The organism is Flavobacterium sp. WC2430 (assembly GCF_040822075.1).
Taxonomy (GTDB): Bacteria; Bacteroidota; Bacteroidia; order Flavobacteriales; family Flavobacteriaceae; genus Flavobacterium.
In genome coordinates, this window is record NZ_CP162007.1 from 344,200 (window position 1) to 359,949 (window position 15,750).

General features: G+C 32.7%; 9 protein-coding genes. All 9 read right to left on the reverse strand.

Translation table 11 applies throughout. From position 1 onward, the window contains the following. Positions 1 to 118: 118 nt before the first annotated feature. Positions 119 to 490 (reverse strand): VanZ family protein, encoded by a 372-nt coding sequence (locus AB3G36_RS01655; RefSeq protein ID WP_367755362.1) that lies wholly within the window; start codon positions 488 to 490, stop codon positions 119 to 121. After that, the gene (gene gcvH / locus AB3G36_RS01660; RefSeq protein WP_367755363.1) at positions 483 to 863 is read right to left on the reverse strand and encodes a glycine cleavage system protein GcvH; all 381 of its coding nucleotides are present in this window, start codon (positions 861 to 863) and stop codon (positions 483 to 485) included. Before gcvH ends, AB3G36_RS01655 begins: the two co-directional genes overlap by 8 nt. Before the next feature lie 87 nt (positions 864 to 950). Continuing rightward, positions 951 to 8,096, reverse strand: a complete 7,146-nt coding sequence (gene sprA, locus AB3G36_RS01665) for a cell surface protein SprA (protein ID WP_367755365.1) — start codon at positions 8,094 to 8,096, stop codon at positions 951 to 953. A gap of 24 nt (positions 8,097 to 8,120) precedes the next feature. Next, positions 8,121 to 8,702: a Holliday junction branch migration protein RuvA gene (gene ruvA / locus AB3G36_RS01670; protein ID WP_367755367.1), complete on the reverse strand. Its 582-nt coding sequence runs from the start codon at positions 8,700 to 8,702 to the stop codon at positions 8,121 to 8,123. A 44-nt stretch (positions 8,703 to 8,746) separates the two neighbouring features. Next, positions 8,747 to 11,041: an NADP-dependent malic enzyme gene (locus AB3G36_RS01675; protein ID WP_367755369.1), complete on the reverse strand. Its 2,295-nt coding sequence runs from the start codon at positions 11,039 to 11,041 to the stop codon at positions 8,747 to 8,749. A gap of 154 nt (positions 11,042 to 11,195) precedes the next feature. Continuing rightward, positions 11,196 to 11,630 (reverse strand): CBS domain-containing protein, encoded by a 435-nt coding sequence (locus tag AB3G36_RS01680; RefSeq protein ID WP_367755371.1) that lies wholly within the window; start codon positions 11,628 to 11,630, stop codon positions 11,196 to 11,198. A 69-nt stretch (positions 11,631 to 11,699) separates the two neighbouring features. Next, positions 11,700 to 13,571 carry a trehalase family glycosidase gene (locus AB3G36_RS01685; RefSeq protein WP_367755373.1) on the reverse strand — a complete coding sequence of 624 codons (1,872 nt, stop codon included), beginning with the start codon at positions 13,569 to 13,571 and terminating at the stop codon, positions 11,700 to 11,702. Continuing rightward, positions 13,568 to 14,782, reverse strand: coding sequence for a sugar MFS transporter (locus AB3G36_RS01690; RefSeq protein ID WP_367755375.1), 1,215 nt, complete (start codon positions 14,780 to 14,782; stop codon positions 13,568 to 13,570). Before AB3G36_RS01690 ends, AB3G36_RS01685 begins: the two co-directional genes overlap by 4 nt. A 29-nt stretch (positions 14,783 to 14,811) precedes the next feature. Beyond that, the gene (locus tag AB3G36_RS01695) at positions 14,812 to 15,750 is read right to left on the reverse strand and encodes a carbohydrate kinase family protein (RefSeq protein ID WP_367755377.1); all 939 of its coding nucleotides are present in this window, start codon (positions 15,748 to 15,750) and stop codon (positions 14,812 to 14,814) included.

Here is a 15,750-nt window from a genome sequence, read left to right on the forward strand (position 1 = left end):
TGATAGGTTACAAAAATACATTTTATATTCAAAAGAGTTAATTATATGTAATTACTTTTTAAATTTTTACTATAAAAAAATCCCACCAAAGTGGGATTTAAATTGAATTATATACTGTTTATTTCTTGTTTTTAAAATATAGAATCATAACAACGATTGCTAAACTCGCTCCCGTTATATTGGCCAAAACATCAAAAACATCAGCAGTTCGGGTAGTGGTCAATACTTCTTGTAATATTTCAATTGTAATTCCAAAAAAAACAGATAAACCAAATGAATAAAAAAAAGGCTTATAATTATTTGGACTTTGCATTTTTACTTTAAAGAACAAAACCCAAAGAGTAGTAAACACAAAATGAAAAAAGATATGAATCAATTTATCAAGATATAAAATACTTACTTCTGGAATATTACTTGACGGTGTTAAACAAAGAAAAGTAACTATTATAGTCCAAAAAACTGCAATCCAAAAATACAATTGTTTATGCACCGATCAATTCTTTGTAAGCTTCACTAGATAGTAACGAATCAAAATCCGCAACATCAGAAACTTTTATTTTTATCATCCATCCCGCTCCGTAAGGATCTGAATTTACAGTTTCTGGAGTACTTTCTAAAGCATCATTGAATTCAATAATTTCTCCAGCTAATGGAAGAAATAAATCAGAAACTGTTTTTACCGCTTCAACAGTTCCAAAAACCTCATCTTTTTCAAGAGTTTGATCTAACGTTTCTACTTCAACATAAACAATATCTCCTAATTCTTTTTGAGCAAAATGAGTAATCCCTACTGTTGCAACATCCCCTTGTAAACTAACCCATTCGTGATCTTTAGTGTACTTTAAATTTGATGGTATATTCATATAAATACTAATTGATAATTGATAATTGATTTTTTGTACGGCAAATGTAACAATCTTCTAATGAAAATTGGTTTAGATTTTAAAAAATTAATTCCCAAAATTATAACGAAGTGTAAACCCCGAACGGATATTTGTTAATGGAAATGAAGTCGATATTACAGCTTTAGAAAAAGAATGATCGTAATAAAATATGGCGGTAAGATTCTTACTGAAAGAGTAATCAGCAGTTAATTTTAATGACCAAATATTTTGACCTCCCGCCAATTGATTATTATCGTAGTCCAAATAACGTACAATTGTTTGATTATTTCGATAAGAAAAATCAGCTTTCATATTAATATCTCCTTTTATAATGCCTGATGGATTATCAGCCAGTCTAGAAGAAAAGATAACATCTTTAAATCGATATCCTAGCCCAACAACATATTCAATTCCTTTTACCTCGGTCAATAAATTATTATCAAAACTCATTGATAACGCTCTGTCTTTTTTAATTTCAGTAAGAATTTTTAATGAGCTTTTCAATTCAAAATCCATTCTAATCAGCGGACTAAATTGCTCCACTAAGTTAATATTTGACATGATTGTTTTATTCAAAAAATTACCACTTGCATCAACTCCATTCTTGTCATTATCATAATCAAAATTAGATCGGTATTGATTAATAGTATAAGAAGCTCTATAATTATGCTGCAACGAGAATCGTTTAAAATTCCTTTTAAACAAATCATAACGCATTAATCCATTGTATTTTACAGCCCAGTTTGGTATTGGAAAACTTCTAAAAATCCCTAAGGAAACATTTGAGGCACTACTGCCAGAATAGGCAGCTAAAAAAGCTGGCAATAAAACTGCTTGATTATTTTTACCATAACCTAACGGATATCCATCTTCATCCAAATTAGCTGGGTTAGTAACATCAATACCACGTTGTGATGCCAATCGATTAGCAACTATTAATCTATTGCTTCTAAAGTCATCAAATGCCCCTGAAGAAACTTCATTGCTTGCCGAAAAAGACGTTTTAATCAAAACCGTTGATATTGAAAAAAGTCCATATGTATAAGGAGATCTCGAATTATATTCTCCATTAGTCACATCGTATTGTTCTGAATAATTTTCAGAATACGATCTGTCTGCATTTAAATCAATTTTTAAATCGGGGAACAAATCTACATTCGCAGTTGACTTAAACATCTTATTACTTACCTGTGAAAAGTTTTGATTAAAATCCTGATAATTGGTCAACCAACCATTTTTAGCAGCTTCATAACGAACATCATCTTGACTACCAAATATAAACCCTAAAGTAGGTCTTGAAGACCCAAAGAAACCTACACTTGGAGTATAACCCGGTAAAACTGTACCGCTGTTCTCCGTATAATTTACTTGAATATTTTTTACACTCGTTAAAACACCCATAAGTCCATCTACAAATTCATTGTTTTGAGCAACTGGTTTTGCTACATTATTCACTACCTTTTCTCCTGGTTTAGGAGCTGAAGCTTTGGGTTTACTTGTTACTTTAGCATTATTTTTTGTTAACCCTAAATACTTATAAAGCATATCCATATTAAAAGTTGCATTCAAAGTATTCGAACGTGCATTTTGAACCGTATTTCCTAAATTATAATCTACTCCTCCTATTTCTATTTGTGACAATGCATTTGACGAACGTTGCCAGCTATAGTCTCCTGTATAGGAATAATTTGCTTTCACAAAACTAAATAAAGGAATCTTATTGATTGGAATTTCATAATTCAAAACCAATTGTTGCATGTGTTGGTTAGGCGTTCCTATGTTCCAGTAGCTATCCCAAATCGTAAAACTGTCAATAGGTTCATTATCCTGATTTAAATAATTTTTTACAATATTATTAGATGACGCTGTATAACTTAGTTTTAAAGATTTTGTAAGGTTATAATTAAATCCATACTGATAATTAAAGGAGAAATTTCTTCTATACAAAGGATCCAAACCAATCCCCTCAACATCAACTTGACGAAATTGTTGACGATTGTATTGTCTAATTATATTAGTATTAAAAGAAACATTAGAAGGCAAATAATTAAAATTGAAATCACTAAGCAACTTCCAATAACTGCTTTTTTTCATGAATTCCGTTTTCTTGAATGGCTCAACAGGTTTTGGCTGAAAACTATAAGCATAATCCACTGACGTATTTACCTGTTGATCAATATAATCTTCAATTTCAAAATCATGTCGCTCTACCTTATTGTATGACTGAGAAAAAGTAAAGTTCTCTGGGTCATAAACATGTTGTTTTTGCTCAGCACTTCTTTGTTTTCTAACACCAATAAAATTAATGCTTGTTCGTTTTGTATAATCTACTGCTCTATTTGTAATATTATTTCTCTCCGCAGTATCGGTTGTATTGTCCAACAACTGTTTTAGTTTGATATCTTGATTAAAAGGATCATATTCTGGTGTGATTGTTTCTTCTCCAACGGCATAATTAAATGGTAAATTTATCCCCCATTTTACTGGCAGTAATTTCCCCAAATTAAGATTAGTGACAATATTATATTGTTCAATATCTTCCCGACTTCTCTCATTTGGCCCTTGCTCCAAAGCTCCGAAACCAATAGTGCTTTTTTTACCTGTTGCGGAAATAGTTGCAAAATCGGCTAGGTTTGTATCAACATTTAAAACTGCCGCCATACCGCCTTGATTATCCATATCAGCCAAGCGAAGTTCATTGAACCAAACTTCTCCTTTTATATCTTGGTGTGTTTCATTGCTTTTCACACCAACCATAAGTGTACGGACCAATCCAAAATTAGGATTTCCTTTTATACCCAACCTCAACTTATTTGTTTTATTGGCCAGACTTGGGTTTAACTCATCTTCATTTTGATAATAGATTCCATCCAATGGTAGAGTACTCAAATCGATACTCATTGCCTGAATTTTAAGCTGAGTTAACAAGGCTAGCGTTAAATCAATATTATTATCTTCTGGCCAAACCTCTTCTGCGCTCAATGCGGAACAATTAGAACCTGAAGTAGAAGAAGGAGTCGTTACTTTCAAAGGAATTTCTATTTGGTAGAAGTTCTGTGTAAAATCATTTCCAAAACGAATAAATCCAATCATTTGATCGTCTCTAAGTACTGTTTGATTTGGCAATGATTCTGCATGCAAAAACATTTTTAATTTTTTGAACTGCCTCATATCGATGCTAACATTCTTAAAAACGGCTCTTGAATCTTCCGGCTCAAGACCGTTCCCAGAAACTCTAAGTGACAGCGACTGTTCATTTTGATTTATAATCGTATTATTATTATACAATTGTTCCCGTTGCACTCCAGGAGGGATAATATAATTAACTGGGCATCTGTCATTATTTTCTTGAACATTCACTGCTAACACATCTAAATCAGTTCCATCATCAGCTACGTTTGTATCATTAAAATCCAATGTATTCGTATATCTTCTCCATTCTCCTCTGACCAAATCTAGAGCACCAAAACGAACTGTTACGTCTTGATTAAAACCAGTCATAAACATTCTCATAAAACGAATGGATCTAAAATCTGAAATATTTCCTATTGTATTTTCAGGCTGAGAAACAGGTATTTTAAATTGTAACCATCTTGCATCAGTAACTTCACCATTTGCTAATGTTACTTGCGTATTTTTCACATCAGTAATATAGTTTTGACCAACATTCATATTCGGTTGAATATCCACGCTATATTCATAATAAGCATTAATGGTATTCATTGTATTATCTCTATTAATATCTTCAACATCTGGAACTGTTGATGAACCTCTATTGGGATCACTTACACTTACAGCTGAGTTTCCATCAACACCATTATAGTTCTTATATCGCTCTTTTACACTACCTGTAGTGTTTAAGTAATAGGTATAATCATCAGCTGCTGGATCAGACTCTGAAGCAAAATTAGTATAGACAGAACCTTCATTCGCATTAGACAATCCATCTAAACCTATATCTTGGTTCTTTCTATTATCCGCATTAGTGTCAAAAGCATAAATCAAAGATTGTGACGCAGGAACATCTCCCCAAATAGGTTTTGGATTTACTAATATTTGATCTGGCCCTAGTCCATTTTCATATTGTTTGCGCCCATCTTTCAAAACATCTTCTGATATCTCCCCTAAATTGAAATATATTTTTCCAGTATTATCATTTGGAACCTGGCCTTTACCAACGTACGGATCCATTACCCAAAACTGAATATATTCCACATTTCCTTGTTCGAAATTTGTTGAATTTATAGCTCTCATAATTCCACCATAATTAGTTCCGGGGCTTGTAGAAAAACTCGAACTGTTATTATAAGGACCTCTATCAGAAGGATAATAACTTAAGTCCAAAGTATTAACAACTTGCGATTGTCCTTGAGCAATATCAGTTAATGGGTATAATTCTTCACTATAAATCCTTCTTGTAGTATTCAATGACAAATCATCATTTGAAATTCCAGATGGTTTTTGTGTGTAAAAAATGGGGTCAATAGTATACCAAGCTAGCTTCGCTCTTTTAAACCCATAACTCAAATCATTGGCGTTAGCGTTAAAATCATAGGCACTTCTTGTATTTCTATCTGGTGTAGAAGATAAACTCCAGGCATAAGCAGAACGCATATCAATTGTAGATTGAGATCCCTCAAAGTCATCTACATAAATTGTTGACTCTCCTTGAAACTGATCTGCTTTTGGTGTGTCTGGTTTCAAAAAAGCGATTTCTCCACGTACCGAAAGATTTGAAGGCACATCGGTATCAATATTAGGGAGTTTATTCACTAATCGAGTAAAGAAAGGAACCTCAGTAGAATAATTAGTATTAAAACCAAAAATAGTATTGTTTACCGATTCTTGACCAAAACTTGATTTTTGAGTAAAAGGTTTTTCAGTCATTTTTAAAAATGTAGCTCCAACCAAAAACTTATCCGAAATTTTATGTTCTACATTTACCCCCATAAACCTTCTGGTTTGCTGACCAAAAACAGAATTGTTTTCCAGAGAAACATTAATAGGCGTATTTGATGCTTGAAGAGATGGATCCAAAATTTGAACCCTACCCAATTGATAATTTACACTATAATCAATTCCTTCAACTAAAACTCGTCCTCCAGCAGTCACGACAACGGAACCTTGAGGAACATTGAACGCTCCAATAGGAATTCCATCACCTCCTGATGATTTATATTTACCTCTTAAAAGAAATTTATTCTTGTCACTATCTTGCAATGCTCCAGATTGGGTGTTGCGATACATATTACGAAACACATATTTCTTTTGATTTGCATTATAAGTATTAGCATCGTTATAGTTTTCTCCCGAACCTGTGTTTGACAATTTGGAAAACAATAATTCACCAAATGGCTCTTTGGTAGTAAATATTATTCTTCCATTTTGGGAATCAATAGTGATGCCTTGCATAAAATCAAAAAAACCATCCCCTCCAGTTTGTGGATCATTATTATAATTTAATTTATCTAAATTAAATACTTTCAACAACGGAGTTTCAGCAACTTTATTATCAGGTGATGGACTTGCAGGAAAAGGACTTCCCGACACTTCAGTAATGTAATTTAATGGAGACGGATCAGTATATAGTATATTAAACCTAAAATCCTCTTGTTTCACTTGATAAGCTCCTGGTATTTGATAGATGTTTTTCATCATCAGATTCCAAACTGGGTTTTTGACATTTGTTAAATTACTTTTCAACATTTTCAAAATTAAACTTTGAGTGATAATTGCTTGGGAAGAATTAGTCCCCGTTACAACAGTTGCATCGATACCATCACTACCAAATTCACCTACCTGATACACTTTATCACCTATTGTATATTGATAAGCAACGGCTAGCACCTCATCATTTGCTAATCGTTGTTGCAACGATATATACCCTAATTGAGCATTATAGGTATATTCATTTGAAGTTAATTTTCGAGCATTTTCTAATTTAGAATAATCTTGACCTTCGCTAACAGTGACATTAAATCCAGAATTAGAAGTAACTATTTCCCTAATATTACTATTTAACAAACCTGAACCAGTTAAAATTTGTGCTGGATCATAATCGTTATTAGAGTTGTCTGTGGGCGAATTTATTGGATTATTAAATATTCCTGTTGAAGGATCAAGCACTACCACTTCATTATCTGCCAAGCCCGATAATTGCGATTCTCCTAAATCTTGAAGCGCAATAATATTTCGTAAGTTATTTGAATTAGTACTAACACGAGTTTGTTTATTAGTAACCCAAATTTCAAGTCTTGTAATTTGAACCCTACTATCAATAAAAGGGTAGTTTTTTAACGAAGCATCGTATTTATTTCTAAAATATTGTGACAAGAAAAAATGCCTGTCATTATCGTAATCAAGCGCATACATATCAAAGTCCTGAATTACTCCACCACCTTCTGCAACTACACTTTTTGTTTTTGATTTTTGTTCTGAAAAGACTCCTGTAACTGTAGTTTTTCCAAATTGCAATTGGGCTTTTACACCAAATAAGCTTTGCGCTCCCCTAATTAATGAGCTATTCAAAGGCATACTTACATTTCCAACTTCAATTTTTTGAATAATATCATCTTCTGAAGGAGCATATTCTAATTTAATTAAATTTTGAAATGCGAAAGTAGACTGCGTATCATAATTTGCATTAACATTCAACCTTGTACCTACTTTCCCCATTAAGCTCATGCTTATCCTTTGATTAAAATCAAAAGACAAATTAGATCTATTTCTTGGAGAGAAAGAAGGATTATCTTGTTTGGTATATCGAGCACCCAAATCCATTTCAACGGAACCTGTAGGCTTAACATCAATTGTATTACTACCAAAAATAGTTTCAAAAAGACCCGAATTCACATAATATTTAGGTAATAAATCTTTTTTCGCAGCCTCACTTCCTTCTTTTTTACCATCGATAGCATCCGTTTTTTTCTTGAAATAATCTCTCATAGATTCTTTCAAGACTAAACTTTCATACTCTTTTGGAGTTAATATAATAGGGTAATTGATAGAAAACCCATCAACAGAATTAGTATAAACATACCTATCCGTAACAGGATCATAAGTATAGGCCGAGAGAATACTTTGAGGGTTTTTTATTTGGACTTTTCCTAAAGAGAAACCCTTATTAATTGTATCTTGAGCTTCTTCTTTTACTTGAGCCCTAGACGCAAAACCACAAAATAAAACTAACAAAAAAAGACAAATTTTCTGCATATAATTCGTGTTTCCGAGTTCCTTTTATAAGTTCTTTAAAGCTTTTTTAATAATTGATTCAACAGAAGCATCTGGATCCTCTTTTACAATTTTTTCAATGATTTTTTCAGAAGTTTTTCGAACAAAACCTAATACCTCCAAAGCTGATAACGCTTCATCTCGGTTTGTATTGCTTTGCACCATTGAAACTTCATCTAAATCATATAGTTTCAACACTTTTTCTTTTAAATCAAGTATCACCCTTTGAGCTGTTTTACTACCGATTCCTTTTATCGATTGAACTGTAACTACATCCCCTGAAGCAATCGCATTTGTAATTTGTTTAGGATCTAATGATGACAACATTGTTCTCGCAATATTGGCCCCAATTCCCGAAACGGAAATTAACAATTTAAAAATCTCTTTCTCAGATTTTTCTACAAATCCAAATAAAGTATGCGAATCCTCTTTAACTTGAAGATGTGTAAATAACTTTACAAAATCAGTATTAGGAAGCAATGAATAAGTATGTAACGAGATATTCACATGATAACCAACACCACCGCAGTCAATTACGATGTGTGTTGGTGTTTTTTCCACTAATTTCCCTTGTAAATGTGCTATCATTTATAGTTTGTATATGAAACAATTTATTGTTTTTATAAAGCTAATTATAAAGAAGCATTAATTTGTTTTTTCTTTTGTTTTTCCTGCGCATCAATTACAGCAATTGCTGCCATATTGACCATCTCTTCTACACTTGCACCTAATTGAAAAATGTGAACTGGTTTTCCCATTCCAAGCATAATAGGCCCGATTGAATCCACTTTGTTTAATTCTTTCAATAATTTATAAGTAATATTAGCAGAATCTAAATTAGGAAAAATTAAAGTGTTTACCTTTTTTCCAGCTAGTTTAGAAAACGGGAATTTCTCTTTCAACATTTCTGGATTCAAGGCAAAATCTGCTTGAACTTCACCGTCAATAATAAGATCAGGATGATGCTCATGTAAATAAGCTACTGCCTGTCTTACTTTAGTAGCATTAGCATCACTAGAAGAACCAAAGTTAGAAAATGAAACCATCGCTATAACTGGCTCTACACCAAACATTCTTGCTGTTTTAGCAGTCATAATAGCAATTTTTGCCAAGTCATCTGCAGAAGGATCGATGTTTATCGCAGTATCTGACAAAAACATTGGACCACGAGCAGTCATCATCATGTTTGTAGTCGCCACAATAGAGGCTCCAGGCGCTTTTTCAATTAATTGCAACATTGGTTTCACTACAGAAGAATAACTTCTAGAATGACCTGTAACTAATCCATCAGCCTCTCCTTCATTGACCATCATGGCAGCAAAATAATTTCTTTCACGCATTAACTTTTCAGCATCATATAAAGAAATTCCTTTTCTTTTTCTAGTTTCCCAATAGGTAGTCGCAAATTTATTTCTTCTAGCGTCTTCTTCTTTTATTTTAGGGTCAATTATCTCAATATCAGCATCAAAACCTAATTCTTCTTTTAATTCTAAAATAATCTCCTTATTACCTAATAAAATAGGATGTCCAATTCCCTCTTCTAATACAATTTGAGCGGCTTTAAGTACATCTAAGTGATCTGCTTCTGCAAATACAATTCTTTTAGGATCCATTTTAGCTCTATTGGTAATCAATCGAACCATTTTATTATCATTCCCTAATCGGTCTAGAAGTTCTTCTTCGTACTTATGCCAATCAGTAATAGGGTTTAATGCCACACCAGAATCCATGGCAGCTTTAGCAACTGCAGGAGCCACAATAGTAATTAATCTTGGATCAAATGGTTTTGGGATAATATAATCTCTACCAAAAACCAATTTAGTTGCACCATAAGCAACATTAACTTGCTCTGGAACTGACTCTTTTGCTAATAAAGCCAATGCTTTAACAGCAGCCATTTTCATTGCTTCATTTATTTTAGTAGCGCGAACATCCAAGGCTCCTCTAAAAATATATGGAAACCCAAGTACATTATTCACTTGGTTAGGATGATCAGATCTTCCTGTAGCCATGATAATATCTTTTCGTGTTGAAATAGCAAGATTATAATCTATTTCTGGGTCTGGATTTGCCATTGCAAAAACGATTGGATTATCAGCCATTCCCAATAACATTTGAGGACTCATAATATCTCCAGAAGATAGTCCTAAGAAAATATCTGCTCCCTTTAAAGCTTCTTCAAGACTTACTGGCTTTATATCTTTTGCATATTTTAATTGCATAACAGATAGTGATGGATTGTCTTTTGTCAAGACTCCTTTACTGTTAAACATCAATATATTTTCTATTTTAACTCCTAGTAAAACATATAAATCAGCACAAGCTAATGCTGCTGAACCTGCACCTGAAACTACCATTTTCACATCCTCAGCTTTTTTATCAGCTAATTCCAATGCGTTTATTAAAGCTGCAGAAGATATAATTGCTGTTCCATGTTGATCATCATGCATCACTGGAATATTCAATTCTTCAACTAACCTACGTTCAATTTCAAAAGACTCAGGTGCCTTTATATCTTCTAAATTTATCCCTCCAAATGTAGGAGCAATATTTTTTACGGTTTGAATAAATTCCTCAATATCTTTAGTACCAATCTCAATGTCAAAAACATCGATATCTGCAAAAATCTTGAACAATAATCCTTTTCCTTCCATAACTGGTTTTGAAGCTTCAGGTCCAATATCTCCTAGACCCAAAACTGCAGTTCCATTAGTAATTACTGCAACTAAATTTCCTTTAGCTGTATATTTATATACGTTATTTACATCTTTAGCAATTTCTAAACAAGGTTCAGCTACACCAGGTGAATAAGCCAAAGATAAATCTCTTTGGGTTGCATATTTCTTAGTTGGAACTACTTGAATTTTTCCTGGAGTAGGTTTTGCATGATATAATAACGCTTCTCTTCTTTTGCTGTTTTTGTTCATTTTTTAATGTTTTATTCTAGCTTACAAAGATATAAGACTTGGTTTAAAAAGCAGACTTTTCTTCTATTCTTTTAAAAAAAACCAAACCCTATTTGTAGAAAAAAAAATAGCCGCACTAAATTGCAGCTATTTATACTTATTTTTAAATTCTATTTTAACCTTTTGATCCACTAATATAAGAATCCAAATGCTGAATTGTTTCTTTTTGAATTTCTATTATTGCTTTCACTACGTCACCAATTGAAATAACACCAGTAACGGCATCATTTTCTACAACTGGTAAATGTCTAACCCTTCTTTTACTCATAATTCCCATACAGAAATCAAGATCATCCGTTGGTTTTACCGTAATGACATCCTTTTCCATGATTTCATGTACAAACGTATCTTTTGAAGCTTTATTTTTTAGGACAATTTTCCTAGCATAATCTCTTTCAGAAAGTATTCCTTTTAAAATATTATCTTCAATGACTAATACTGCTCCAACATTTTTTTCTCCCATCACTTTCAATGCATCATATACGGTGATTGTAGAAACTATAGAATGAACATCCTTTCCTTTTGTGCTTAATATTTGATTTACAGTCATGTTGAAAAAATTTAGTTGACTATAAAGTTAAAAAAAATAACATACAAAATACAGCTTTACAAAAAAAAATTAGCCTTTAAATAAATCTTCTGGAGAAGTAAGTCTATTTAGTTCTTGTTTCAAATGATCGTTTAGTATTTGCAATCCATATTGATAGGACGCATTAACCCATCCAAAACCCTCTTTAGAAATATAATCGAATTCCGTCCCAACATTACCATACTCTGCAAAAACTTTATGGGAACTGGTTTCCAAATCAAATTTCTCTGGAATCGTTCCATTGTATTCCACTGCATTTTTAGTAATTAACCAAAGCCATCTGTACACCATTTCTTGGGCTTTATCAATAAAACCATAATTAAGTAAACCCTCCCACAACAGCATTTGGTGTGGAGCCCACCCAAAAGGATAATCCCACTGCCTTTGTGGCGCATCCTTAGGAAAATTTGCCGTACTTGCTTTTGTACTTCCTGTAATTCCTCCACTTTTTATAAATTGTGGCAAGGCTACTTCGACTAATTGTTTTGCCTGATGAGCATTGCATAATCCGGCCCATAAAGGGAAAAAAGTAGTTGCAGCTTCAAAAGGGAATTGTCTATTATTTACAAAATCATAATCAAAATACATACTTGATTTTTCATTCCAGCATAATTCATCCATTTTTTCTTTTCTTGAATTTGCTTTGGATTCCCAATCTTTAGATGTGTAAAGAGTATCAGCTATTTGTATTTTATCATCATAGAAATTCTTAATCAAAAAGGCTATATCTTTTTCATATTTGTAAAGAAAACTATTTACATCAACTGAATTTAAGTTAGCACAAGTATTAATCAATCTATTAGTAGTGTCATGTCCGCTTTCGCGTAAACTTCTATCATGAACAAAATACTCATCAAGTTCAGCATCAACAATAGTTCTATTTAAATATTGCTTTTCAAATTCTCTAATTGGCAAATTATATTTTATTGCATACGATTCTAAAACATCATCAAAATGTCCTGGCTCCACTTCAAAAGGCATTCCTACACCACCTGACTTATATCTATTTAATCCTGTAGGAGTCAATCGACCACCTTGCACCATCCAAACTGTATTGTATTCAAGAATAACCGTTTCTAGATGGTCTTTCAACCATTCTAAATTTGGAACTTTATTCTTTACAATCTCAACTAATAAAGAGGAGTATAATGGTGGCTGTGTTCTAGTTAAATAGTAACTCCTATTGGCATTTAGTATTTTTCCGTAGTGAACAATTTGATATTTAAAGTTATCTGCTATAGCCATCGCTTTCTCCAGCTGATTATCAATTAGCAATCCAACACCAATAAAATAGCTATCCCAACCATACATTTCATTAAATCTCCCACCTGGGACAACAAATGGAACTCCTTGTAAACTGTATAATTTTTGTTCTAAAGCCAACGCAAGAATCCCGGGTTTTGTATTCAACGTATCAACATACTCTTCTGTATAATCTTCCGGTAAAACTCCTACTTTGAAATTTTGCAGTTCTTTTTCTAAATCCTGAAAATACTTCACCCCTTGTTTATCTTTAGCGGAAACATATAGAGTTGGTATTTCATTTGTCGTTTTTTCATCTTGTAGAATTTGCATCAGGCCTTTCTTATCAATAGTTCTAGTAAGTTCATCCCAATAATCCTCTCTAATTTTTCTCGAAATACGATCTACAGGCTCCTCTTGAATCCGTGTTAAATCGACCTCACCCAATTCCATTTTTTTATCTTTGAGGACTGCCAGTTCTTGAAGTAAATTTGCCAAATGATAGGTTCCTTCAATGGCTCTTTCTTTTTTAGTTTTTTCATCAACTAAAACGAATCTTTTAGGACCATTGTCATCCTTTGTAATCTTTTTATCATTATCAGTATCCTCTTGAAGCAAGAGTTCGCGAAATGTTTTATCAATGTTTAGTGAAATTTTCATGATTTAGCAGTTAGTTTTTTTAATATAAAGAAAGAGACCAATAATAAAGACATTGGAATTAAAGTATAATAGAAGGCATTTTCAGGCCCTTCATTTTTAAACAAATAACCTATTACTCTTGAACCTAATGTACCTCCTAATGCTGAAAAAACAACAATTAAACCCGTCATGGAACTGTGCAGTTTCTTGGGCAAAGCACTTAAAACAACTGAATTTAAAAGGGGATATATTGGAGCGATAAACAATCCCACAAGAGGAAATGCAAATCCTATTAAAGGAATATCTCCTAGCGAATTGATTTCTTTAACATCCAACCCAACCGTCCTTGGCAATACAAAAATAACGATTAACATGGCCATCACAATACAAAAACTAAGTACCCAAATCCAATTTATACTTTTAGTAATTACACCCGCAAGTAATCGTCCTACCGCCAAAGTAATAGCCAAAATACTCGCCATCATTATGCTTATATTCTCTGGAAGGTGTAATACTTTACTATTAAAAGTAGGCAACCATGACATAATTCCTTGTTCAATCATTACAAATAGAAAGGCACTAATTACAAAAACAATAGTCAGTAGTTTAGCAAACAGCTTGAACATTTGTTTAAAATCATCCGCTAAATCAACTCCAGGAATATCGGTTTGGTCTTCAAATTTGGCAAAGAACAAGAATCCAAATGATAACAATGAAATTCCCGCTAATAACCAATACACGTTCAACCATGCATCAGGATCCGATTCTGAATTAAAAGCTGGAAATAAAAAGTAAGCTAATGCAATACCTATCATAAAAACGCCTTCAATACTACTCATCAAACTATTGTGTTCTTTTTGATTTTCAGTAACAGTTCCAATAAGAGAATAAACAGAAACTTTTATCAAAGCAAATGAAACCCCAACTGTTGCAAAAAGAATTTTTGCAGTATCAAATGAATTTCCAAAATACATTGTAATACAAGCTACAGATACTAATGCTAAACCAATAAGCATGGCTTTTTTATAACCTAATCTAGGCAAAAAAGAAGCGATCAAAAAAGAGACAATTGCGATAGGTAAATCTTTAAAAGCCTCTAGAATACTAGCTTGTAACTCATCGACTCCATAATTTTTTTGGGCTTTTAAAATCACTATTCCTACACTATTCAATAGAATAGCAAAGACAAAATAATTCAAATACATCGCTAATTTAATAGTGCTTTTTTTCATTTTTAATTGGTTTTATTATTTTATAAAAACTACCCATCAGTATTCAGATAGGTGGCAATATTAATCCCCTCTGGTAATCTCCCTACGTTTTGCAATTTTAAAACGGCTAACTTTTGAGCAATCGTAATGGTTTCTTCAAAATTTTTATTCAATAATTGCGCATACAAAAAACCAGTCCAAAAAGCATCTCCAGCACCAGTTGTGTCTTTTATCTCATCAATTTTTTGTGCTTTTTGATAAAACATACCAAAATTTTTATCAGATAAGACCACCCCATCTTTCCCTTTAGTCAAGCATATTGTTGCCGCACCCAAATCATGAAAATAGTCAAAAATAAAATCTTCGGTTTTTGTTTCAGCAAAAAGACGATAACAATCATCTTCACTTAATTTTACAAATGGGTTTGTTCCCAAATATTCTTTCAAAACCAGCTTAGCTTCCTCTCTATCTGGCCAAATTCTCTCCGAAAAATTAATATCAATACTTGTTTGCAAACCTAACGATTGGGCTTTTTTTGCACTTTCTAAAATAGTCGTTCTAGCTGGGTTTTTGCTTAATGCAAAACAGGTTGTATGAAAAATTTTGGCACTTGCCAATAAATCGTCTGGAATTTGACTCTGATGAATTTGGTAATCTGCTTCTCTATATGGAATAAAATCAGGAGTACCAGTCGATTTTGAAACAAAAATAACAGAAGTTGGCTCTGTATTTGATTTTCTTATTTGGGAAGTAATCACCTTATTTGCTTTCAGTTTACGAACAATATATTCTCCCAATCCGTCTTGACCACAAGTTGCCACTAAAACAGAGTTCAAACCCAACCTTGCCGCATTCACCGCTACATTAGTTGGAGAGCCACCTAAAAATCGGTGGTAATCTTTTGTTCTGTTTATCGAAGTATTTACTTCGTGTCCTATAAAATCTATCAGTACTTCCCCTGCACAGATTATGTCAATTTTCTTTTCCAA